The sequence below is a fragment of the Sphaerisporangium sp. NPDC004334 genome (assembly GCF_053602655.1).
The window spans coordinates 22810-45452 of sequence record NZ_JBSGDZ010000039.1; the positions used below are offsets into that span (position 1 = coordinate 22810).

Annotated in this window: 14 protein-coding genes; 10 read left to right on the forward strand and 4 right to left on the reverse strand. The window is 73.0% G+C overall.

Translation table 11 applies throughout. The features are described 5' to 3' along the window. Positions 1-136 precede the first annotated feature (136 nt). Positions 137-1108 carry a putative RNA methyltransferase gene (locus ACWEN6_RS36125; protein ID WP_452576500.1) on the forward strand — a complete coding sequence of 324 codons (972 nt, stop codon included), beginning with the start codon at positions 137-139 and terminating at the stop codon, positions 1106-1108. 116 nt (positions 1109-1224) lie between these two features. Beyond that, positions 1225-3021: a prolyl oligopeptidase family serine peptidase gene (locus ACWEN6_RS36130; RefSeq protein ID WP_452576501.1), complete on the forward strand. Its 1797-nt coding sequence runs from the start codon at positions 1225-1227 to the stop codon at positions 3019-3021. Positions 3022-3090: 69 nt separating this feature from the next. Here ACWEN6_RS36130 and ACWEN6_RS36135 read toward each other — a convergent pair whose 3' ends face one another. After that, a complete protein-coding gene (locus ACWEN6_RS36135) occupies positions 3091-4398 on the reverse strand; it encodes a PP2C family protein-serine/threonine phosphatase (protein WP_452576502.1) in 1308 nt (435 codons plus the stop codon). Between the two features lie 370 nt (positions 4399-4768). On the opposite strand from ACWEN6_RS36135, the gene ACWEN6_RS36140 reads away from it, so the two are divergent. Both ACWEN6_RS36140 and ACWEN6_RS36145 read left to right on the forward strand, forming a co-directional pair. After that, complete coding sequence (locus ACWEN6_RS36140; RefSeq protein ID WP_452576503.1) at positions 4769-8953, forward strand: HAMP domain-containing protein; 4185 nt, start codon at positions 4769-4771, stop codon at positions 8951-8953. Continuing rightward, complete coding sequence (locus tag ACWEN6_RS36145) at positions 8953-9579, forward strand: response regulator (RefSeq protein WP_452576504.1); 627 nt, start codon at positions 8953-8955, stop codon at positions 9577-9579. The genes ACWEN6_RS36140 and ACWEN6_RS36145 overlap by 1 nt, the downstream gene beginning before the upstream one ends. A 135-nt stretch (positions 9580-9714) precedes the next feature. Here ACWEN6_RS36145 and ACWEN6_RS36150 read toward each other — a convergent pair whose 3' ends face one another. After that, a complete protein-coding gene (locus tag ACWEN6_RS36150; RefSeq protein ID WP_452576505.1) occupies positions 9715-12267 on the reverse strand; it encodes an NYN domain-containing protein in 2553 nt (850 codons plus the stop codon). A 234-nt stretch (positions 12268-12501) separates the two neighbouring features. Here ACWEN6_RS36150 and pyrE point away from each other — a divergent pair, with 234 nt between their 5' ends. Further along, on the forward strand, positions 12502-13038 hold the full coding sequence (gene pyrE, locus ACWEN6_RS36155; RefSeq protein WP_452576506.1) for an orotate phosphoribosyltransferase: 537 nt from the start codon (positions 12502-12504) through the stop codon (positions 13036-13038). Positions 13039-13042: 4 nt separating this feature from the next. On the opposite strand, the gene ACWEN6_RS36160 is transcribed toward pyrE, so the two are convergent. Together ACWEN6_RS36160 and ACWEN6_RS36165 are read right to left on the reverse strand one after the other, a co-directional pair. Continuing rightward, positions 13043-13579, reverse strand: coding sequence for a hypothetical protein (locus ACWEN6_RS36160; protein WP_452576507.1), 537 nt, complete (start codon positions 13577-13579; stop codon positions 13043-13045). Between the two features lie 148 nt (positions 13580-13727). Beyond that, a complete protein-coding gene (locus ACWEN6_RS36165; protein ID WP_452576508.1) occupies positions 13728-14441 on the reverse strand; it encodes a DedA family protein in 714 nt (237 codons plus the stop codon). A gap of 250 nt (positions 14442-14691) precedes the next feature. Between ACWEN6_RS36165 and fbaA the strand changes: the two genes are divergently transcribed. From fbaA to ACWEN6_RS36190, 5 genes are all read left to right on the forward strand, one after another. Beyond that, positions 14692-15714, forward strand: a complete 1023-nt coding sequence (gene fbaA, locus ACWEN6_RS36170; RefSeq protein WP_452576509.1) for a class II fructose-bisphosphate aldolase — start codon at positions 14692-14694, stop codon at positions 15712-15714. A 216-nt stretch (positions 15715-15930) separates the two neighbouring features. Next, a complete protein-coding gene (locus tag ACWEN6_RS36175) occupies positions 15931-17532 on the forward strand; it encodes an asparagine synthase-related protein (RefSeq protein ID WP_452576510.1) in 1602 nt (533 codons plus the stop codon). 49 nt (positions 17533-17581) lie between these two features. Then, positions 17582-18832, forward strand: coding sequence for a class I SAM-dependent methyltransferase (locus ACWEN6_RS36180; protein WP_452576511.1), 1251 nt, complete (start codon positions 17582-17584; stop codon positions 18830-18832). A gap of 139 nt (positions 18833-18971) precedes the next feature. Beyond that, on the forward strand, positions 18972-20900 hold the full coding sequence (locus ACWEN6_RS36185; RefSeq protein ID WP_452576512.1) for a glycosyltransferase family 2 protein: 1929 nt from the start codon (positions 18972-18974) through the stop codon (positions 20898-20900). Next, positions 20897-22540, forward strand: coding sequence for a glycosyltransferase (locus ACWEN6_RS36190; protein ID WP_452576513.1), 1644 nt, complete (start codon positions 20897-20899; stop codon positions 22538-22540). The genes ACWEN6_RS36185 and ACWEN6_RS36190 overlap by 4 nt, the downstream gene beginning before the upstream one ends. Positions 22541-22643: the final 103 nt, after the last annotated feature.

Consider the following 22643-nt stretch of genomic DNA (forward strand, 5'->3'; position numbering starts at 1 on the left):
CGGGCCTCACCGGCGGCCGGTGGGAGGCAGGCCGCGTCTCCGGCCATCGGTGAAGGACGAGCCGGGCGGACGGGCCGGTTCGGGCATTCGGGGATCAGCGGACGGGGCGGTTCCGGCATTCGGGGATGATGGGGGAATGCTCGCCGACGTCATCCCGTACCTGCTGTGCCCGGTCTGCCGGGGCGATCTCGCCCTGGCCGGCGGTGTGGTGCGGTGCGGGCAGGGGCACGCCTACGACGTCGCCAAGCAGGGCTATGTGAGTCTGCTCACCGGCTCGGCGGCGCCGGGTACGGCCGACACGCCGCCCATGGTCGCGGCACGGGCGGCGTTCCTCGGCGCGGGTCACTTCGCCCCACTGGCCCGCCGCCTGCGCGAGCTGCTGCGCCCCGCCCCGGTCCTCGCCCCCGGCGGCTTGCCATCGGGAGACGCGGGACGGCACGGCATGGCGGACATGCCCGGAACGGGCGGTACGGCACCAGCGGCCGGCGAGCGTGGGCCTGGAATGGACATCCCGGCGCACACGGCCGGCGGGCACGGGCCCGCGGTGATCCTGGACGCCGGGGCGGGCACCGGCCACTACCTGGCCGAGGTGATGAGCCCCGCGGACACGGGCATCGCGCTGGACGTCTCCAAGCACGCGCTGAAGCGCGCCGCCCGGGCCCACCCCCGCATCGGCGCGGTGGTGGCGGACGTGTGGCGCCCCCTGCCGGTCAGGGACGCGTGCGCGGACGTGCTGCTGAACGTGTTCGCGCCGCGCAACGGCCCGGAGTTCGCCCGCGTGCTGCGCCCCGGCGGCACGCTGGCCGTGGTCACCCCGACCTCGCGGCACCTGGCGCCGTTGGTGGAGGAACTCGGCCTGCTGTCGGTGGACGACGACAAGGAGCGGCGCGTCGGGGAGGCGCTCGCGGGCCGCTTCGCCGAGGCGGGGACGATCGTCGAGGAGGCCGGGATGCGGCTGGACCACCAGGCCGTCGAGACCGTGGCCGGCATGGGCCCGAGCGCCTGGCACACCGACGCACAGGCGCTCCGACGGGAAATCCTTCGCCTTCCGGACCCGGTGACCGTGCAGATGTCGTGCCGGATCTCTCTGTTCCGTAAGATCGCCTAGGCACATTCGAATTACGAATTTCCCTAACTTTGTAGGCCATCTTCCGTACAGAAGCGACATACTTAACGGCAACCCGCCGATCCCGGTCCGGGAGAGCGTGAGGGAGGGGCACGCCCATGAAGGCCGAGGAACGCTGGCAGGCCAGGTTCCGCGCGGCACGTATGACCCTGCCCACCTGGGCACGGCTGGCCCCGGCCCGCGCCGTGTACCGCTGCAACATCTCCGGCGTGTGGGAGATCCACGCCTGGGACCGCTCGAACGGGGCCACGCGCCAGGTCACCAGCCGCCCGCGCGGCACCTCGCACGCCGCCATCGATCCGACCGGCCAGTGGATCTGGTGGTTCTCCGACACCTACGGCGACGAGTTCGGCATCTGGATGCGCCAGCCGTTCACCGGCGGCCCCGAGATGCCCGCGCACCCCGACCTCGCCCCGGGGCACCCGACCGGCCTCGCCCTGTCGGCCGTCGGCACCGCCGCCGTCGGCCGCAGCAGCCGCCACGGCTTCCAGGTGTTCCACGTCCGCGTCGGCAGCGACGAGAAGCCGACATTGATCTATGAGTCCCGCGAGTTCGCGCAGGTCGCCGGCATCTCGCTCGACGGCTCGCTCATCGCCGTGAGCCACAGCGAGCACGGTGACTCCCGCCACCCCGCCCTGCGCGTGCTGCGGCCGAACGGGCACCTCGCCGGCGACCTGCACGACGGGCCGGGCAAGGGCTTCTCCGGCGTACGGTTCGCTCCCACCATGGCCGACCGGCGCATCCTCGCCCTGCACGAGCGGCGCGGACGCCGCGAGCCGCTGGTGTGGGACCCGGTGACCGGCGAGCAGCGCGAGATCTGGCTGCGCGTGCCCGGCGAGATCACCGCCGACTGGTACCACGACGGGCGGGCGGTGCTGATCGGCCACAACGACCGGGCCCGCACCGAGCTGTACCGGTACGACCTCGGCGGCGGCCACCTGACGGAGATCAAGACCCCGCACGGCGTGATCCACGACGCGATGCCCCGGCCCGACGGCACGGTCGAGTACTCCTGGTCGAGCGCGGCGCGGCCCCCGATCATCAGGGCCAGCGACGGCCACGTCGTCATGAACCAGTCGGGTCCCTCGGCCCCGCCGTCCGTGCCGCTGGAGGACGTCCACGTGGACGGGCCCGGCGGGCGCATCCACGCCCTGGTCTCGCGCCCGACCATCGGCAACCCGCCCTACCCCACGGTGTTCCTGCTGCACGGCGGCCCGGCGGCGCAGGACGACGACTCCTTCATGCCGAACGTCGCCGCCTGGGTCGACGTCGGCTTCGCCGTCGTCCGGGTCAACTACCGCGGCTCCACCGGCTACGGCTCGGCGTGGCGGGACGCGCTGCGCGGCGACGTGGGCCACATCGAACTGGCCGACGTGGCGGCCGTCCGCGAGTGGGCCGTGAGCCACGGCGTGGCCGACCCGGACCGCATGGTCCTCGCCGGCGCCTCCTGGGGCGGCTACCTCACGCTGCTCGGCCTGGCCACCCAGCCCAAGTGGTGGGCGGCCGGCATCGCCGCCGTGCCGATCACCGACCACGCGGCGGCCTACAGCGACGAGACCGAGGGCCTGCGCGCCTACCACCGGGCGCTGTTCGGCGGCTCACCGCAGGAGGTGCCCGAGCTGTACGCGGCGTCGTCCCCGATCACCTACCTGGACGCGCTCCAGGCGCCGCTGCTGGTGCTGGCGGGCGAGAACGACCCGCGCTCACCGATCGGGCAGATCGAGAAGTACCTGGACAAGCTGGAGGAGCGGGGCCACGAGCACGAGGTCTACCGCTACCCGGCCGGCCACGCCAGCCTGGTCATCGAGGAGCGCATCCGCCAGATGGCCGCCCAGATCGACTTCGCCTGCAAACACCTCGGCATCCCCCAACCCGCCCCCGCCCCCTCCTCCTGACCCCCCGGACGACGACGAAGGGCGCCGCCTCGAAGGCGCCCCGAGCCCGCCGAGCGCGGCGAGGCCGAGTCACACGGCTCTGAGAACCAGGATGGCGAGGTCGTCGGCGCTGGGTTCGATGGCGAAGTCCTCGACGGCGCGGCGGATGCGCTCGGCGACGGCGCGGGCGGACAGTTCGGCGCATTCGGCCAGCAGCTTGGACAGCCCGCCGTCGTCGTCCAGCAGCCGGCCGCCCGAGCGGCGTTCGGTGACGCCGTCGGTGACGCCGAGCAGGACGTCGCCGGGCCCGAGATGCACCTGGTCGGCGACGAACTCGGCCTCGGGGAAGACGCCGAGCAGCGACTGGGAGGTGACCACGCTCTCCACGACGCCGCTCGGCCGCAGCCGCAGCGCCTCGGGATGCCCGGCGGAGATCAGCGAGAGGTCCAGGCCGCCCGCGGTGCGGCGGATCTCGCCGTGCAGCAGGGTGAGGAACCTGGCGCGCTCGCCCTCCTCCAGGATGGCCCGGTTGAGCCGCGAGACGACCGAGGCCACGTCGTACCCCTCGCGGGCCAGCAGGCGCAGCGTGTGGCGGGCCAGGCCGGTGACGGCCGCCGCCTGCGGGCCGGTGCCGCAGACGTCGCCGATGGCGAACCGCCAGGTGCCCTCGCCGACGGCGTACAGGTCGTAGAAGTCGCCGCCGACCTCGTTGTTCTCGCCCGCCGGCTCGTACACCACCGAGTAGTCCAGGCCGGGGGTCTCGGCGGGGGTGCCGGGCGGCAGGAGGCTGCGCTGGAGGGCCCGGTTGGCATCGGCCTGCTGAGCGTACAGGCGCGCGTTGTCCATCGCGAGCGCGGCGCGCCGGCCGAGGTCCTCGGCGAGCTGGGCGACGTCGTCGGGGAAGCGGCCCGCGCGGCCCAGGCACATCATGCCGAGGCTGCGTCCGCGCGCGACGAGCGGGAAGGCCAGTGACTGCCAGTCACCGAGCTGGATCGGCACCGGGGTGAGGTTGTCCACCGAGGGAACGGTGACCTCGTCGAGCTCCTCGCGCAGGCCGTCGATGCGGGCCTCGTCGGCGTGCCACAGGTAGGCCAGGTCGAGCGGCCCCCCGTCGGAGCCGGTGGTGTAGACGGCGCACCAGGTGGCCAGCCGCGGCACCACGATCTGGGCGATCAGGGCGGGGACCATGTCGGGGTCGAGCGTCCCGGCGAGCAGGTCGCTGGCGTCGGCGAGGAAGCCCAGCCAGCCGGGCCCCTGCGAGGTGCGCTTGCCGGTCCAGTCGGACACCGGGCGGGAGGCGTCGCCGGCGCCGGGCAGGGCTATGCGGGCCCAGCGGGTGCGGTGCGCGCCGGAGAAGCTGACCCCCCAGACCGTGACGGAGCTGGACGGAGGGACCACCGGAACCTCTCCGGGCTCCTTCTCTCGCACCTCTATCTGGAGTGAATCTCCCTGATGGACCCATACAATCTCAAAAGGGACATCGCCGATTTCGGAGACGAGCTCTCCTGTCAGCCGCTCGGCCTCCATGCTGATGGGCGCGGCCGCCCAGGCGGTCATGACCTCGCGGGTGAACCGCGCGGCTGATGGTAGGGCCGTCCCGCCGGGCGCGAAAGACGCGGCCAGCACACCCCGGGAAGAACTTGTCATTACACCGTGCTTACCACAGTCGGCGGTTACACGCGGTCGATCGACAGGGCGACCGCATAGCGTCCTTCATGCCAGACTGGCACTACTCCGCATCCCGCCCGAACAGCGTGAAGGAGGCTTCATGAAGGGTACCCCGACCGTGGGAGCCGGTTCGGAGCGGTCCTATACCGAGTCCGATCTCCGGCCGTTCCTGGAAACGCTGATGTCCTGGCGCGACGGCGACTTCAGGAAACGGGTGCCCTACGCCGCTCCAGGCATCCTCAGTGAGACCAGGCTACTGCTGAACGAGGTGGCCGATCGCCGCGAGCATCTGGCCAACGAGCTGATCCGCGTGAGCCGCGAGGTCGTCAAGGAAGGGCGTTCCACCGTCCGCCTGGTCCCCGGCCCCGGCGTCGGACTGTGGGCCGAGAGCGTCCATTCGGTCAACGACCTGATCGACGCGCTCGTGGGCCCGGTGAGCAGCGCCGCCGACGTGCTGGACGCCGTCGCTCAGGGCGACCTGTCCCAGCGCCTGGAGGTCGGGCGCACGGCCAAGGGCGAGGTGCGGCGCCTCGGCAAGGCGATCAACGGCATGGTCGACCAGCTCTCCCTGTTCAGCTCCGAGGTGACCCGGGTCGCGCGCGAGGTGGGCTCGGAGGGCCAGCTCGGCGGCCGGGCGAACCTCCGCGGCATGTCCGGAAGCTGGCGCGACCTCACCGAGGCCGTGAACACCATGTCCAGCAGGGTCTCCGCCCAGGTGCGCGACATCGCCGTGGTCACCACCGCCGTCGCGCGGGGCGACCTGAGCCGCAAGGTCACCGTCGACGCCGTCGGCGAGATGCTGGAGCTCAAGAACACCGTCAACACCATGGTCGACCAGCTCTCGGCCTTCGCCGAGGAGGTCACCCGGGTCGCCCGCGAGGTCGGCACCGAGGGCGAGCTGGGCGGCCAGGCGCGGGTGCGCGGCGTGTCGGGCGTCTGGAAGGACCTCACCGACAACGTCAACGTCATGGCGAGCAACCTGACCAGCCAGGTGCGCGGCATCGCCACCGTGGCCACGGCGGTCGCGCAGGGCGATCTGTCCAAGAAGATCACCGCCGACGCGCGCGGCGAGATCCTCGAGCTGAAGACGACCCTGAACACGATGGTCGACCAGCTTTCGCTGTTCGCCGATGAGGTCACCCGGGTTGCCCGTGAGGTCGGCACCGAGGGCCAGCTCGGCGGGCGCGCCGAGGTCAAGGGCGTCTCGGGGGTCTGGAAGGACCTCACCGACAACGTCAACTCCATGGCCAACAACCTCACCTACCAGGTGCGCAACATCGCCCAGGTCACCAAGGCCGTGGCCGGCGGCGACCTGTCCAAGAAGATCGACGTGGACGCCCAGGGCGAGATCCTCGAGCTCAAGTCCACGATCAACACCATGGTCGACCAGCTCTCCTTGGTCGCCTCCGAGGTGAGCCGCGTGGCCCGCGAGGTGGGCTCGGAGGGCCAGCTCGGCGGCCAGGCGCAGGTGCACGGCGTGTCCGGGGTCTGGAAGGACCTCACCGACAACGTCAACTTCATGGCCAACAACCTGACCTCCCAGGTGCGGCAGATCGCCGCCGTCTCCACCGCCGTGGTCCAGGGCAACCTGTCCAAGAAGATCACGGTGGACGCGCAGGGCGAGATCCTGCAGCTCAAGGACACCGTCAACACGATGGTGGACCAGCTCTCGCTGTTCGCCGACGAGGTGACCCGGGTGGCCCGCGAGGTCGGCACCATGGGCCAGCTCGGCGGCCAGGCCCGGGTGCGCGGGGTGTCGGGCGTCTGGAAGGACCTCACCGACAACGTCAACTCCATGGCCACCAACCTGACCTACCAGGTGCGCAACATCGGCGAGGTCACCACGGCGGTCGCCAAGGGTGACCTGTCCAGGAAGATCGACGTGGACGCTCAGGGCGAGATCCTCGTCCTGAAGACGACCATCAACCGCATGGTCGACCAGCTCTCGTCGTTCGCCTCCGAGGTCACCCGCGTGGCCCGCGAGGTGGCCTCCGAGGGGCAGCTCGGCGGCCAGGCCCGCGTCGAGGGCGTCCAGGGCACCTGGAAGCAGCTCACCGAGAGCGTGAACGAGCTTGCCAGCAGCCTCAGCACGCAGGTGCGGGCCATCGCCGAGGTCACCAGCGCGGTCGCCCGCGGCGACCTGACCCGCTCGATCACCGTCGAGGCGCAGGGCGAGCTGGCCGACCTGAAGGACAACATCAACACGATGGTGTCCAACCTGGTCGCCACCACCAAGGCCAACCAGGAGCAAGACTGGCTCAAGAGCAACCTGGCCCGCGTCTCGCGCCTCATGCAGGGGCACCGCGACCTCATGGAGGTCGCCAAGCTGATCATGACCGAGCTCACCCCGCTGGTCTCGGCCCGTTACGGCGCCTTCTACATGGTCGAGAGCCCGGCCGACGACGAGCTCACGCTGATCGCCGGGTACGGCGTGCGACCGGGGCGCAGCGCCCGGCAGAGCTTCAAGTTCGGGCAGGGCATCGTGGGCCAGGCGGCCTCCGAGGGCCGGCCGATCGTGCTGGACGACGTGCCCGCCGCCTACCTCACCATCGAGTCCGGGCTGAGCCGGTCGACGCCCGCGCAGATCGTCGTGCTGCCGGTCCTGTTCGAGAAGCAGGTGCTCGGCGTGCTCGAGCTGGCCTCCTTCAGCCAGTTCGGGGAGGCCCACCTGGCCTTCCTCAACCAGCTCGTCGAGACCATCGGCGTGACGATGAACACCATCATCGCCAACTCCCGCACCGAGGGCCTGCTCACCGAGTCCCAGCGGCTCACCACCGAGCTGCGCGAGCGCTCCGACGAGCTGCAGCGCCAGCAGGAGGAGCTGCGCCGGTCCAACGCCGAGCTGGAGGACAAGGCGGCGCTGCTGGCCAAGCAGAACCGCGCCATCGAGATCCAGAACTTCCAGATCGAGCAGGCCCGCCGCACACTGGAGGAGCGCGCCGAGCAGCTCGCGGTGTCCTCCCGCTACAAGACCGAGTTCCTCGCGAACATGTCCCACGAGCTGCGCACCCCGCTGAACAGCCTGCTGGTGCTGGCCAAGCTGCTGTCGGAGAACGCCGAGGGCAACCTGACCGCCAAGCAGGTGGAGTTCGCCCGCACCATCCACGGCGCCGGGTCCGCGCTGCTCCAGCTCATCAACGACATCCTCGACCTGTCCAAGGTCGAGGCGGGCCGCATGGACATCCACCCGCAGCAGCTCTCGCTGCCCAAGCTGGTGGAGTACGTCGAGGCGACGTTCGCGCCGCTCGCGCAGGACAAGGGCCTGTCGTTCACCGTCGAGGTCGACCCCGCGGTGCCCGAGAACCTGCACACCGACGAGCAGCGCCTGCAGCAGGTGCTGCGCAACCTGCTGTCCAACGCCGTCAAGTTCACCCCGAAGGGCGAGGTGCGGCTGAACATCAGCCGCGCGGACGACGGCGTGCCGTACATCGACCGCACTCTGCGCGACAACGACGAGATCCTGTCGTTCTCGGTGGTGGACACCGGCATCGGCATCGCGCCGGAGAAGCTCGAAATGATCTTCGAGGCGTTCCGCCAGGCCGACGGCACCACCAGCCGCAAGTACGGCGGCACCGGCCTCGGCCTGTCCATCTGCCGTGAGATCGCCCGCCTGCTCGGCGGCGAGATCCACGCCAGGAGCGAGGCGGGGCACGGCAGCACCTTCACGCTGCACCTTCCCATCAGGTACGCCGGTCCGCTCGACGGCAGCAACGGCGGCGCGGCGATCTCGCCGTCCGGGCACCCCCAGCAGGACCGCCCCGGCATCGGCATGGCCTCCGAGCTGCCGCGGATGCCCGAGATCGAGGAGGACACGCGGCTCCCGCAGCTCAACGAGAGCGTCGAGGCCCGCGTCTGGCAGGGCGACGACCCGCTGAACGGCGCCAAGATCCTCATCGTGGACGACGACATCAGAAACGTCTTCGCACTGACGAGCGTGCTCGAACGGCACGGCTCCACCGTCGTGTACGCCGAGAACGGCCGCGAGGGCATCGAGCAGCTCGAACGCAACGAGGACGTCGCCCTGGTGCTGATGGACATCATGATGCCCGAGATGGACGGCTGGGCGACCACCTCCGCCATCCGCCGCATGCCGCAGTTCTCCGACCTGCCGATCATCGCGCTCACCGCCAAGGTGATGCAGGGTGACCGGGAGAAGAGCATCTCCTCGGGCGCGTCCGACTACGTGCCCAAGCCGGTGGACGTCGACCGGCTGCTCGAGCGCCTGCGGGGCTGGCTGACGCGCGGCCGGGTGCCCTCGGGTGACAACAGGGAAGGTCGCGGTTGATGCCGGACAGAGCCAAGATCCTGCTGGTCGACGACCGCGAGGAGAACCTCATCGCGCTCGAGGCCATCCTCAGCTCCCTGGACGTGGTCGCCGTGCGCGCGCGCTCGGGCGAGGAGGCGCTGAAGGCCCTGCTCAGCATCGAGTTCGCGCTCATCCTGCTCGACGTGCGCATGCCCGGCATGGACGGCTTCGAGACGGCCGCGCACATCAAGCGGCGCGAGCGCACCCGCAACATCCCGATCATCTTCCTGACCGTGGTCGACAGCGCCCCCGACTACGCCTTCCGCGGGTACGCCGCGGGCGCCGTCGACTACCTCACCAAGCCCTTCGACCCGTGGGTGCTGCGGGCCAAGGTGTCGGTGTTCGTCGAGCTGTACAACATGAACCGCCGGCTCACCGAGCAGGCGGCCCTGCTGCGCGAGCGGCTGACCGTCGAACTGCCCGACGGGGTCGGCGCCGAGGTGCTGCCCGAGCTGTCGCGGCGGCTGTCGGCCGTGGAGGACGAGCTGGCGCGGGTCGAGGAGCACGTCTCGCAGGCCAACGGCAGTGCCTCGCTGGCCGGCCCGGTCAAGGACCTCTCTGAGCGCATCCTGCACCTGCGGGCGGGCTTCGACGCCCTGTCATAGGCCGCGGAGCCGCTCATAGGCCGCAGAGCCGGTTATAGGCCGCGGAGCCACGGCGCCGGATCGGGGCCCCGGCACGGCCCGCCGCGCCGGCCAGGAGCCCGCGCGGCCCTTCAGTTCGCAGGGAGCGTGCCCGGGTCAGCGGCGGGCGCGTTCGAGCGCGTCCCAGAACCCCCGGCGCAGGGCGTGGCGCACCTCGTCGTGGAGCAGGAAGTCGATGGGCAGCGAGGAGCCCTGGAGCAGCCGCGCCTCAAGGTCGGACGGCATGCGCGGCTTGCGGGCCAGCACGGCCTCCAGCCACAGGGCGGGGGCGTCGCGGGCGACGGACTCGCCGAAGTCGTGGCCCTCCTTGTGCGCGGCCTTCACCGCGTCGGCCAGCGTGGTGGTGCCCGGCGTGCTCTGGACGGGCACCGGAGCGGGCTGGGGGCCGGTGTAGGGGCCGAGCTGGGGCCCCGGGTAGGCCGGGCCACCGGAGCCGCCGATGCTGTACTGGCCCGGCACGGCCGGGGGCTGCGGCGGGACGGGCGCGGCCATCGGCCCGGTCGGCGGGCCGGAGGACGGCGCGGAGTGGGATGACGGGCGCGACTCGGAGGCGTACCCGGAGTAGGCGGCGGGGAGTGCGGGCTGCGAGGAGCGCTGTGCGCCGGCCTGCGCCGAGGCCGGCCCCTGCGAGCCCGAGGCGTGGGAGCCGCCGCCGTGCGCACCGGTCGCGTGGGCGCCGCCGGCGCGGGGACCGGCGCCCGGTGAGCGCACCGGGAGACCGCTGGAGGTGGTCCCGCCCAGGCCGGCGGCGGACGGGCTCCCCTGGGCCGCCCCGCCGGACCGCGAGCCGCCGGAGGCGAGGCCGCCCCCGCCGGACGAGGGCTCCCCGGGACGCCCCGAGCCGGACGACGGGCCGGACGACGGGCCGGAGTCGACGCCGGGCCGCCCCTGCGACGCACCACCGGAGACCGGGCCGCCGGAACCGGCGGAGGGGCCGGGGGTCAGGTCGGTGATCGCGGGAAAGCCCATGGTGAGTCCGCCGCCCGCCGACAGGTCGCCGGAGGCGGGACTGGAGGGGATCGTGCCGGACGCCGGACCGCTCGAGGTCAGGCCGCCGGACGACAGGCCACCGGACAGGCGCGAGCCCTGGCCGTGGGAGTCACCCGCCTGGCCCGCCGTGGTGCCCTCCCGGCCGAGCGAGCCGGAGCCGAGCGAGCCGGAGGAACTCGGGCCGAGCGTGCCCGCACCGGCGGGCGGCCCCTGCGGGTCGGCGGCGCGCGGGCCCTGCCCGGTGGTGGAGGCGTGGTGGTCGGAGCCGAGCCGCCCCTGCCCGGCCGGCGAGGACGAATAGTCGCCGCCGGACCCCTGCGTGCTCTGGTAGTCCGCAGCGAGGGAGCCGTGCCCGGCGGAGCCGCGATGATGGCCGGACGGGCCCTGCCCGCCGGCGGCGCTCGCGTAGTCGTCGCCGGAACCCTGCCCGCCCGAAGCCAGGTGGTAGTCACCGCGCGCCCCGGGCACCGGCGAGGAGCCCTGGTAGTCGCCGCCACGGGACGCCGGCCCCACCGACGAGCGCGGATGGTCACCGCCGGACCCCTGCCCGGAGGACAGACCCTGGTAGTCACCGCCGGACCCCTGCCCGGACGACAGGGCCCGGTAGTCGCCGCCGGAACCCTGCCCGGCCGGCGAGCCGTGGTAGTCGTCGCCGGAACCCTGCCCGTCCGAAGCCAGGCGGTAGTCCTCGCGGGCCCCCGGCACCGGCGAGGAGCCCTGGTAGTCGCCACGGGACGCCGGCACCTCGGCGCCGGAACCCGGCACGGACGACGAGGACGGGTAGTCGGCCTCGCGGGCGCCCTGCCCGGGCGAGGGAGGGTAGTCGCCCGAGCCCTGCGCGCCGCCGGAGCCGCGCGTGTCCGGCCCCACCAGCGAGGCCAGCGAGGCGCGGCCCGAGGAGGACTGATCGTAGGGAGGGGGCGGGGCCGGGGACGGATCGGCCGCCGGAGGGGCGTGCGAACCGGCGGGAGGGGCGTGCGAGCCCGCGCCGAGCGCGTGGGGTGCCCGGACCTCGGACGGCCGACTCTGGTGGTGGGCGCGGGAGCGGCCGTTGCTCACCGGCTGCGGCAGGCGGTGGCCGTTGCCGGAGGTGGCGCCGCCGTCGGCGGGCCCGGCGACGTTGCCGGTGACCAGGTTGACGTAGGGCCGCAGGTGGCCGCCGCCGATCTCGATGAGGTCGTCGCACTCTTGCTGGAGCGTGCGCGACACCGCCCAGCCGCCCTCGGCCGCGATGTGGATCACCGTGACGCGGATGCCGAGGTCCTGGGCGTCGCTGACCACCTGGGCCAGGTCCTCGTCGCCGCTGACCACGACGGCGTCGCAGATGGCGTTGTTGCGGGCGAGGGTCATCAGGTCGCGGTGGACCTGGGCGTCCACGCCCTCCCTGCGGCCGGGCCTGATGCGGGCGAGGCGCAGCTTGAGCCCGGGGAGGTCGGCGAGCGCGTCGTGCTCGGGGGTGCGCCGGCCCTCGACCGTCGCCTCGTACCAGTAGCAGCGCAGCAGCGGCAGGTCGGTGCGCTCGCGCGCGAGCGTTGACAGCAGGTCCAGCAGGCCGGGATAGTCCCAGGCGACGGCTTCGCGATGGCGGGTCCCATGCACGGCCATCGCGCCGTCCGCCAGCAGATAGCCAGCGTCCACGAACAGCGCGCAGCGATCCACGCGACACCGCCCTTTCTACATGGCCCAGGTCCGGTGGCAGCCGAAGCCCGGCCCTATCTCAGGGTAATGAAGCCACTGATCGTGCGAGGGTGAATCCCGGCGATTCGGCCCGCGCCTGACCATATCGAGGAACGTTCACGCCAGACCGTATCAGTTTGCCTCCTATTACCGACCTGGGGTGATAAACGAGTGGCCCGCCGGTCGAGTCCATTCGGGACTCTCTAGGCTTGCCCCATGAGCGACCGTGAGAATCTGCTGGACGAGATCAAGAAAAAGGGCGTGGTGCACGGCCGGGTCGTGCTCTCCTCCGGGCGCGAGGCCGACTGGTATGTGGATCTTCGGCGTATCACGCTGGACGGGGTCGCCGCCCCGCTCGTCGGCCGGGTGATGCTCGACCTCACCGACGATCTGGAGTACGACGCCGTCGGCGGGCTGACGCTCGGCGCCGACCCGGTGGCGGCGGCCATGCTGCACGCTGCGGCCGCGCGCGGGCGCGCTCTGGACGCCTTCGTCGTCCGCAAGGCGGGCAAGGCGCACGGCTTGCAGCGCCGCATCGAAGGCCCCGACGTGGCCGGCCGGCGCGTCCTGGCCGTGGAGGACACCTCGACCACCGGCTCCTCGGTGCTCACCGCGGTGGAGGCGCTGCGCGAGGCCGGCGCCGAGATCGCCGGGGTGGCGACCATCGTCGACCGCGGCGCGGCGGCGGCGATCGAGGCGGCCGGGCTGGCCTACCGCACGGCCTACACGCTGACCGATCTCGGTCTGGACTAGCAGGTCAGGGCGCCGGGCGGCGCTTGACGGTGAGGGTCTGGCGCTCCCCGGGCTTGCCTGGGGAGCGCGGCTCGCCGTTGACCTCGACGTACACGGTGGAGGCGTCGCCGAGCACCACGTCCAGGGCCGGCTGGAAGTACGCCGCCCGCTGGCCGCTGGACAGGTCGCGGTCTTCGACCACGTCGCCCCCGGTGACCCGGACGAACAGCGGGCAGCTGTCGGCGCGGCACTCGACGAACACGGTGGGCACCTCGGCGCCCGAGGCGGTCCGCGCGGCGGTCACGGCGGGGGACGCGGAAGTGGACCCGGATGTGGACCCGGAAGTGAACGCGGACGGGGACGTCGCCGTGGACGGAAGCAGGTCGGCGGCGGGGGGCGCGGTCGTGGCGGCGGCGCCCGTCGGCGCCGGTTCGGCGTCGGAGCTCAGCGAGCCGACGAGGGACAGGACGCCCAGCAGGATGAGCCCGAGCAGCACCAGGATCGCCAGGCCCACGAGCAGCAGGCGGGCGAAGCCCAAAGGGTCGGACCTGTGGCGTCCCACATATCGGAGGTTAGCGCTTGTGCGGCCCCCGATGGCCGCTAACCAGGAGTTCCTCACGCACCGGCATGGCCGCCGGTGACCGCGCGCGGCGGGGCCGGCGGCACCGCGGCCGGACGTCCTTGGTCACCGGCCCGGTGCCCAAGTGCTTCTAGAACGGCGGAGCAGCGTCGCGGTGGTGGCGTCCGCGGGGCTCGGTGACCGGGCCGGCGATCGGGTCGGTCACCGTCTTGGGCTCTTTGCGGCTCTTGATGATCTCGCGGATGATCGGGATCACCGACAGGAGGATGATCACCGCGGCGCCGGGCAGGATGTAGCGGTCGACGTTCGGGATGGCGTTGCCCGCGAAGTAGCCGATGAGCAGCATCGACTCGGTCCACAGGACGCCGCCCACGACGTTCCACAGGAAGAACCGGGGAGCGGGCATGCCGAGCATGCCGGCCACCGGGTTGAGGAACGTGCGGACGATCGGGATGAACCTGGCCAGCACCACGGCCTTCGACGGGCCGAACTTCTGGAAGTAGTGCTCGGCCTTCTCGACGTACTCGCGCTTGAACAGGCGTGAGTCGGGCCGGGAGAACAGCCGCGGGCCGGTCTTGGCGCCGATGTAGTGGCCGAGCTGCGCCCCCGCGACCGCGCACAGCGGCGCGCAGACCAGCAGGACCGGCAGCGGGAACGGCGCGGCGAGGCCGACCGAGGAGGCGACCGCCGCGGACGCCCCCATGCCGGCGACCACGAGCAGCGAGTCACCGGGCAGGAAGAACCCGATGAGCAGGCCCGTCTCGGCGAAGATGATCGCCAGGATGCCAATGAGCCCGAAGGTGACGATCCACCACTGGGCGTCGAGAAGATTTGTGAGGTCCATCACCGACGAGGGTACCGCTGGCAGGCGGCTCCGGGGTGCGAGAGGGTAGTACCTGAGGGCGAAGACCACGATGTCGGGGCGGCCCGCACCGTGCCGGTACACCCGACCGGCAGGTGAACGGAAGGGAACGCCGGGCCCAAACAGGAGCCGGGCTCCTCCTTCCTGGAACGCCGCCGCTTCGGAATACTTGCCCAAGGGTGCGTTGAGCCCTCCACCAGCCTGTTCGTTCCTCCTAGGGAGATGACTTCCGATGCCTATCGCGACCCCAGAGGTCTACGCCGAGATGCTCGACCGGGCCAAGGCCAATGGTTTCGCATATCCGGCGATCAACGTGACCTCCTCGCAGACGTTGAACGCCGCGCTGCGCGGTTTCGCCGAGGCCGAGAGCGACGGCATCATCCAGGTGTCGACCGGCGGCGCCGAGTACCTTTCGGGCTCGACGGTGAAGGACATGGTGACCGGGTCGGTCGCGCTGGCCGAGTACGCCCGCGTGGTGGCCGCCAAGTACCCGGTGACCGTGGCCCTGCACACCGACCACTGCCAGAAGGAGAAGCTCGACAACTTCGTCCGGCCGCTGATCGAGATCTCGCTCGAGCGCATCGCCCAGGGCAAGGACCCGCTGTTCCAGTCGCACATGTGGGACGGCTCGGCCTGCCCGCTGGACGAGAACCTCCAGATCGCCCGTGAACTGCTCGAGAAGGCCAGCGCGGCGAACATCGTCCTGGAGGCCGAGATCGGCGTCGTCGGCGGCGAGGAGGACGGCGTCGTCGGTGAGATGAACGAGAAGCTCTACAGCACGCCCGAGGACGCCCTGGCCACCGCCGAGGCGCTCGGCCTGGGCGACCGCGGCCGCTACATGCTGGCCGCCACGTTCGGCAACGTGCACGGCGTCTACAAGCCGGGCCACGTCAAGCTGCGCCCGAGCGTGCTGAAGGACATCCAGGACGCCGTCGGCGCCAAGTACGGCGTCGAGAAGCCGTTCCACCTGGTCTTCCACGGCGGCTCCGGCTCCTCGCTCGAGGAGATCCGCGAGGCGATCTCCTACGGCGTGGTGAAGATGAACATCGACACCGACACCCAGTACGCCTTCACCCGCCCGGTCGCCGACCACATGTTCCGCAAGTACGACGGCGTCCTGAAGGTCGACGGCGACGTGGGCAGCAAGAAGGACTACGACCCCCGCTCCTGGGGCAAGTCGGCCGAGGGCGGCATGGCGGCGCGCGTGAGGGAGGCGTGCGAGCACCTGCTCTCCGCCGGCACGCGCCTGTCCTGACCCAGTGGCGATCTTCCAGTAGAAGACCGCCCTGACACGCATGGAACGGGCAGGTCACACGACCTGCCCGTTCCATGGGAATTTCCTGAGAGAAAGCGTAAAAAGAGATGACTACGCAGCTGATGTAACGATTAAGTGGTTAGCATGAGCTAAATGTTCGTCTCCTCCCGAGCGCACCCATATGTGTGCGGTGCCATCGGAAAGTGGGATGCACGCGTGGTGGACCGGCTGCTGTCGGCCTCACCGCGAGGGCTCGACGAAGTGCACCGTTCCCCGCTCGCCGTCCTGTGGTCGACCGGCGAGCCCGAGAACTGGTCGTCCGGGTCCCGTTCGGGATTCCTGTGGTGGTCCCAGGCCGGCGGGCTGCCGCAGCCGCACTCCTGGATGGACGCCGCCGAGCGCCGCATGGCCGCCGGGCTGGTCGTCGACCGGCGGGACGCCGTCCTGCACACCGATGCCCTCGGCCTCAACGAGCTGCTCGTCCGTCCCCTCGGGGACGCCCTCTACTTCTCCGCCCGCCTCGACCCGCTCGTCCGGCTGGACGACGCCCCGCTCCACATGGACTGGTCGGCCTGGGCGAACCTGCTGGTGATGTCGACGCCGCTCGCGGAGGAGACGCCGTTCCGCGAGATCAGGCGCCTGGCCCCGGCGACCGCCTGGCGGGCCGGCCTGGGAGCGGGCGGGCCGCGCGCCGAGAGCTTCGAGCCGGCGTGGCTGTCGGCCGGCCCCGGCAAGCCGCCGGCGCCCGAGGACATGGTGGACCTGATCGCGGCGCGCATCCCGCACCGCGCGGGCCCGGTGGCGATCGGGCTGAGCGGCGGCTGGGACTCGCGGCTGCTGGCCTCGCTCGCCGCCCGCCGGCCCGGTGCGCGGCTCGAGGCGTGGACGACCAGCACCGACGACGGCCTGGACCTTGACATCTCCCACGCCCGCGCCGTGGCCGCGGCGCTCGGCCTGCCGCACCACGTGGTGGTCCCGGGTCCGGAGGCGTGGCTGGAGGAGCACCGGGTGGTGTGGCGGCGCACGGAGTACCAGACCATGCACCACGGCTGGGCGATGCCGTACGCGCGGGCCGTGCACGGGCTGGGGGCGCCATTGATCGACGGCTGTCTCGGCGACGCCCTGCTGAGAAGGGGCGGCCCCGCGCCCGGCGAGGACGGCGCGGACGCCGCGGGCGCCGGCGCGGGCCAGCGGGCGCGCGCCGCGACCTGGCGGTCCCTGTCCGGGCACTTCCCCCGGCACCCGGAGCTCTGGGCGCCGGGGGTGGGCGACGCCCTGGCCGACCTGAGCCTGACGGCGTTCCACCGGGTGACGCGCCCGGTGGAGGGGCACCACGCCATGCCGGTGCTGGCCCGGCTGCTGACCCGCTACCGGGGGATCTACTCCTCGCCGACCCGGCTGCTCGGGCCGGAGGCGGAGGTGTGGCTGCCGTTCGCCGGGCCGGACGTGGTCACCGCGGCCCTCGGCGTCCCGATGTCCGCGCGCGAGGACCACGCGTATTACCGGGCGATGCTCGGGTACGGGGCACCGGATGTGGCCGCGCTCCCCTCCACCAACGACCCCGGCGACCGGCCCGCGCCCGGACCCCGGCGCGCGACCACCCCCGCCGCGCTCGCCGCGCTCGCCGAGGACATCGCGGCGAGCGAGGAGGCGCGCACGCTCCTCGGCCCGCGATTACTCGCGACCCTGCACGACCCCGAGGCACGCGCGCGACAGGCGCGCTGGTCGGGACCGCTCTATGTCCTTCAGTGGGCGAGCATGCTCGCTCGCTGGCGCGGTGAGTACGGCTCCCGCGTCTCCTGGGAGCCCTTTACCTGACACTGCATACTCTGGGATCCCCTGCCTGAAACATCCAGAAAGGGAACATATGCGGACATTATCCCCACGCCTCCTGCTGATCGTCAGCGGCGCTCTCGCGGCCGCCGTCGTGATCACGCTGGTGCTGCTGTCCGCTACGGGGGCCGTCCCCCCGATCACCGCGGTCGAACTGGCCCTGTCCGTCCTGACCCTGGCCGCGGCCGCCGTGATCGTCCTCGGCGCACGCAGGACCGACGGCAAGGCGCTGCGCATCGACGCGCGGACCAAGCGCCAGGAGGCCGCCCTCGCCCGGACAGAGCAGAGCGTCACGCGCCTGACGACCGCGCTCGACGGGCTCGCCGGCCGCTTGGAGGACGCCGCCAGGGAGCAGTCCCGGACCGTGCTGGCGGCGCTCGGCGAGGATCGGATGGAGCTGACCGCGCAGGCCGGACGGCTCGACCGGCTCGCCGGCACGGCGTCCCGCATCGAGACCACGCTGCGCCAGGGCGCCGGCGACCTCGAGGACCTGCGCAAGCTCCGGCACGACCACCAACAGCTCACCGCGCTCACCAGCACCGCCGTCCGCGATCTCGGCGACCGGCTGGAGGCGCTCGCCGGAGCGGTGCGGGAGGGGCACGCGGACCTGGCCCGGTCGGCCCGCCACGACTACGCGCAACTCGAAGCGCTCATCGACGTGCGGGCGCTGCTGGAGCCGCGCGCGCCGCTCCCCCGGCTGCGCGGCTGGGCGGCCTCGCCCGACGTCCTGCGCCTGCTCGTGGAGCGCGTCGCGGCGGACCACACCAAGCTCATCGTGGAGTGCGGCAGCGGGGCCTCCAGCGTCTGGCTCGGATACGCCGTCCAGCGGTTCGGCGCGGGACGCGTCGTCGCCCTGGAGCACGACGGGCGCTTCGCCGAGGCCTCCAGGGACCTGGTCGCCGCCCACGGCCTGCAGGACGTCGTGGAGGTGCGCCACGCCCCGCTCACCACCTGGACCGCCCCGCGGACCGACTCGCGGGAGGCCGGCGCCTCCGGCGGCGAGAGCTGGCCCTGGTACGACACCGGCGCCGTGGAGGACCTGCACGGCGTCGGCCTGGTGTTCGTGGACGGCCCTCCGGGGGCCACGGCCCCGCTGGCGCGCTACCCGGCGCTGCCGGTGCTGCTGCCGCGCTGCGCGGCGGACGCCTGGTTCGTGGTGGACGACACCGTCCGCCCCGACGAGCGCGAGGTCGCCGACCGCTGGCTCAGAGAGCACCCGGAGCTGACCGGCTCCGCCTACCCGGCCGAGAAGGGCGCCATGATCCTCAGGCGGACCCCCCGATGAACCCCCCGCACCGTCGCGGCCGCCGTGATCTTCACGCGGACCGTCCCATGAACCTCCCCCGCCGTCGCGGCCGCCGTGATCTGCACGCGGGCCGCCTGACAAGCCTCCCGCGCCGTCCCGGTCACCCTGGAGGCCCGGCATGACCACCGAGCTCACACCGTCCGGGATGTCCGCCGACCTGACCCGGGGCGGCGGCAAGGTCGCCGTGGCCGTCGCCGGGGTGGAGACCTCCGACCTGGACGGCCTGCTCCCGGGCGTGGCCTTCGAGGCGGCGGACGTGGACAGCATGGGACCGGAGCCCTGGGCCACCGCCGAGCCCTCCGCCGTGCTGGTCGTCGCGCGCACCCCCACCGACCTGCGCCGGGCGGTGACCCTGAGCGGGGAACTGCCCGCGGCGCCCATGATCGGCGTGATCGTCGTGGAGTCGCCGCCCTGGTGCGACGCCCCGGGCGTGCCGCTGTCGCCCGGGCTCGGGCGCCGCTTCCTTCGGGACGTCGGCGTCTCCCGGTACGGCAGCACCGGCTGGCGGGTGAAGGCGCGCTTCTCCGAGCCGCGACCGGCCGGAGAGGTCGCCGCCGCCGTGGCCAGGAGCTTCGGCGGCCACCACCTGAGCGGGTACCCGCTGCCCATGGCCGGGCTGGCCGGTCCGGGCCTCGCCGACTGGCGGCCGGGCGACCCGAACGTGACCGTCGCCGACGAGCGGGGGCCGGCGCCCGAGCGATCGGGCGTGTCCACCGCCGACCTGGCCATCCGGGCCGTCCCGCCCGCGCCGGAGTGGATCGACGAGCGGGTGCCCGCCGTCGACCGCCCGCCCGCCCTCACCTGGGAACGCCTCGGCTCGCCCGGCGGGTACCAGGTCCTGTCCGGCGAGCGGTTCGCCCCCGAGGCCGTGCCGCCCGTGGACGAGCGCTCGGTCAACCCGCAGGGCTTCCTCAAGCGGCCCGCGCTCGGCGTCGCCGACCTCCTCCAGCACGACGGGGCCTGGGAGGTCCGGGTCGCGGACCGGACGCTCGCCCGCCTGCCCGCCTCCGGCGGCGTGACCGACGCCGACGTCGGCCGGCTGCGCCGCCTGCGCGGCGTCCGCGTCGCCTGGCGGCCCGCCCACACCGGCCCGATCGCCGCGGCCCGCGCCGTGGCCGGGCTCGCCGCCGCCGGCGTCCCCCTGCTGTCCGGCCCGCCTCCGGAGTGGGCCGCACTGGCCCTCGGACCCGACCTGGCCGCCGAGCTGACCGCCGCGACCGAGCGGGACCTGGAGGACGACCTGCGCCGCGAAGAGCACAGCGTCCGGCTGCGCCGAACAGCCCTCACCCGGCACGGGACCATGGCGCGGTGGCGCGAGCTCGCCGCCCGCGCGGGCATCGCCGTGCCGGCCCCCGCGACCATCTCGGTCGTCATGTGCACCCGGCGGGCCGGGCTGGTGCCGTTCGCCCTGGACCAGATCAGGCGGCAGCGCGGCGTGGACCTGGAGGTCATCCTCACCCTGCACGGCGTGCCCGCCGCCACCCCGGAGGTCGCGCGGGCCGTCGCGGCGTTCGACCGGCCGATCACGGTCGTCGAGGCGGACGCCTCCATCCCCTTCGGCGCCGTGCTCAACCGGGCCGCCGGCCACGCGAGCGGCTCGTTCCTCAGCAAGTGGGACGACGACGACTGGTACGGGCCGGACCATCTGGCCGACATGATGCTCGCCCAGTCCTACTCGGGCGCCGAGCTGGTGGGGGCCGCCTCGGAGTTCTTCTACCTGCAGCAGATCGACGTCACCATCCGGCGCGACTGGACCAGCGAGACGATGTCCAACCACGTGGCGGGCGGCACCTTCGTGATCGCCCGCTCGGCCTTCGAGGCGCTCGGCGGCTTCCGCCCGGTGCCGCGCTCGGTGGACGTCCAGTTCTTCCAGGACCTGCTGCGCGCCGGCGGGGCCATCTACCGGACGCACGGCCTGGGGTTCGTCGCCCGCAGGGCGGCGCGCGGCAGGCACACCTGGCAGGAGCCGATCGGCTACTTCCTGGCCAGGGCCAAGGACCAGTGGCGGGGATTCAGGCCGAGCCGACTGATGGAGTGGGAGCAGTGACGCAGCAGCCGACCGGGCCCGAGCGAACGGCCCAGCCGCGGATCCGGCACAACGACTACGGGGTGCTCACGCCGCCCGAGCCCGGCGCCTGGACGCCCCGGCTGACGGTCAGCGTGGTGATCGCCGCCTACGGCCACCAGGACAAGCTCGACCTCACCCTCGCCGCCCTCGCGGCGCAGAGCTACCCCCGGCACCTGCTGGAGGTCGTGGTCGTCGACGACGGGACGACGCCCGCGCTGCGCCTGCCCGAGATCACGCCCGAGAACACCCGGCTGATCACCACGCGGCCGGGGGCCCGCGGGCGCTCCGACGCCCGCAACGCCGGGCTGGCCGTCGCCGGCGGAGACGTCGTCCACTGGCTGGACGCCGACATGGTCACCTTCCACGACGAGGTGGAGGCGCACATGCGCTGGCACCACCTCGCCGACTACCTCGTGGTCATGGGGTACGTGCGGTACGTCGACCACCGGCCCGGCGGCCCGGCCCCCGCCGAGGTGCGCGCGGCGGTGGAGGCCGGGGCCGCCGAGCTGCTCTTCGACGAGGCCGCGAGCGAGGCGCACTCCTGGATCGTGGACCTGGCCGAGCGGACCGACGGGCTGCGCACCGCGGGCGACACCGCCTACCGCGTCCACGTGACCAACGCGGCCTCGGTCAACGCCCGGCTGCTGCGCGAGGCCGGTCCGCTGGACACCGGGCTGGTCCTCGGCGAGGACACCGAGCTCGGCTACCGGCTCGCCCAGGCCGGCGCCGCGTTCGTCCTGGCGCCCGAGGCCCGCAGCCGCCACCTCGGCAAGTCGATGATGATGCGCGACGGGGAGCAGGTCAGGCGGTACAACCAGGTCTTCGTGCCCGACCACATCCCCGTCATGCGATGGCTGCGCACCCACCCCCGCCGCCAGTGGCTGGTGCCCTACGTCGACGTCGTCGTCCAGACCGAGGGCGCGACCTACGACGAGCTGCGGGCCACCGTGGACGGCTTCCTCGCGAGCACGCTGAACGACATCCGGATCACCCTGATCGGGCCGTGGGACTCGGTGCGGGAGGACCGCCGCAACCCGCTGGACAGCCCGGCCCTGGACCTGGTGATGGTGCGCGGGCTGTACCGCGGCGAGCCGCGCGTGCGGTTCGCCGGGCAGGTGCCGGCCACGGCCGCTCCCGTGCCGTACCGCATGTTCTGCCCCGCCGGGTGGGTCCCCGGCCCCGAGACGCTCCGGCGGCTCGTGGCGCAGGCCGCCGAGCGCGGGGACGGGCTGGTCAGCGTTGCCCTCGACGAGGAGGACGAGGTGATCACCGCCCGGCTGGAGCACACCGGCGCGTTCGCCAGGGCCGCCCTGGTGCGCGGCGAGGGCGAGCCGCTGGACGCCGCGGTGCACGAGGTGTACGGCACGCGGTGGGTGGACGGCAGGACGCTGGGCTTCCTTCCGGCGGCCGAGGCCGAGCCGCCCAAGCGCGGCAAGGCCGAGGACCCCGCGCTGACCCGGGAGATCGCGCGGCTGCGCGCCGAGAACGCCCGTCTCGCCGACCGGCTCGCGGCCGCCACCAGGGACGGCGCCCCGGCCGACGCCGACGCCGGCGACGCCGGCCCCCGCGACGGCAGGCGGTTGACGGTCTGGCCGCGAAGGGCGGCGGCCCGCCGATGAGGTCCCCCGATGTGCGGGCGCACCACGTGACCTGACGTGCGGGCGCACCAATGACCCGACGTGCGGGCGGACCGAGCATGACCCCACAGGCCCGGCGCAGGTA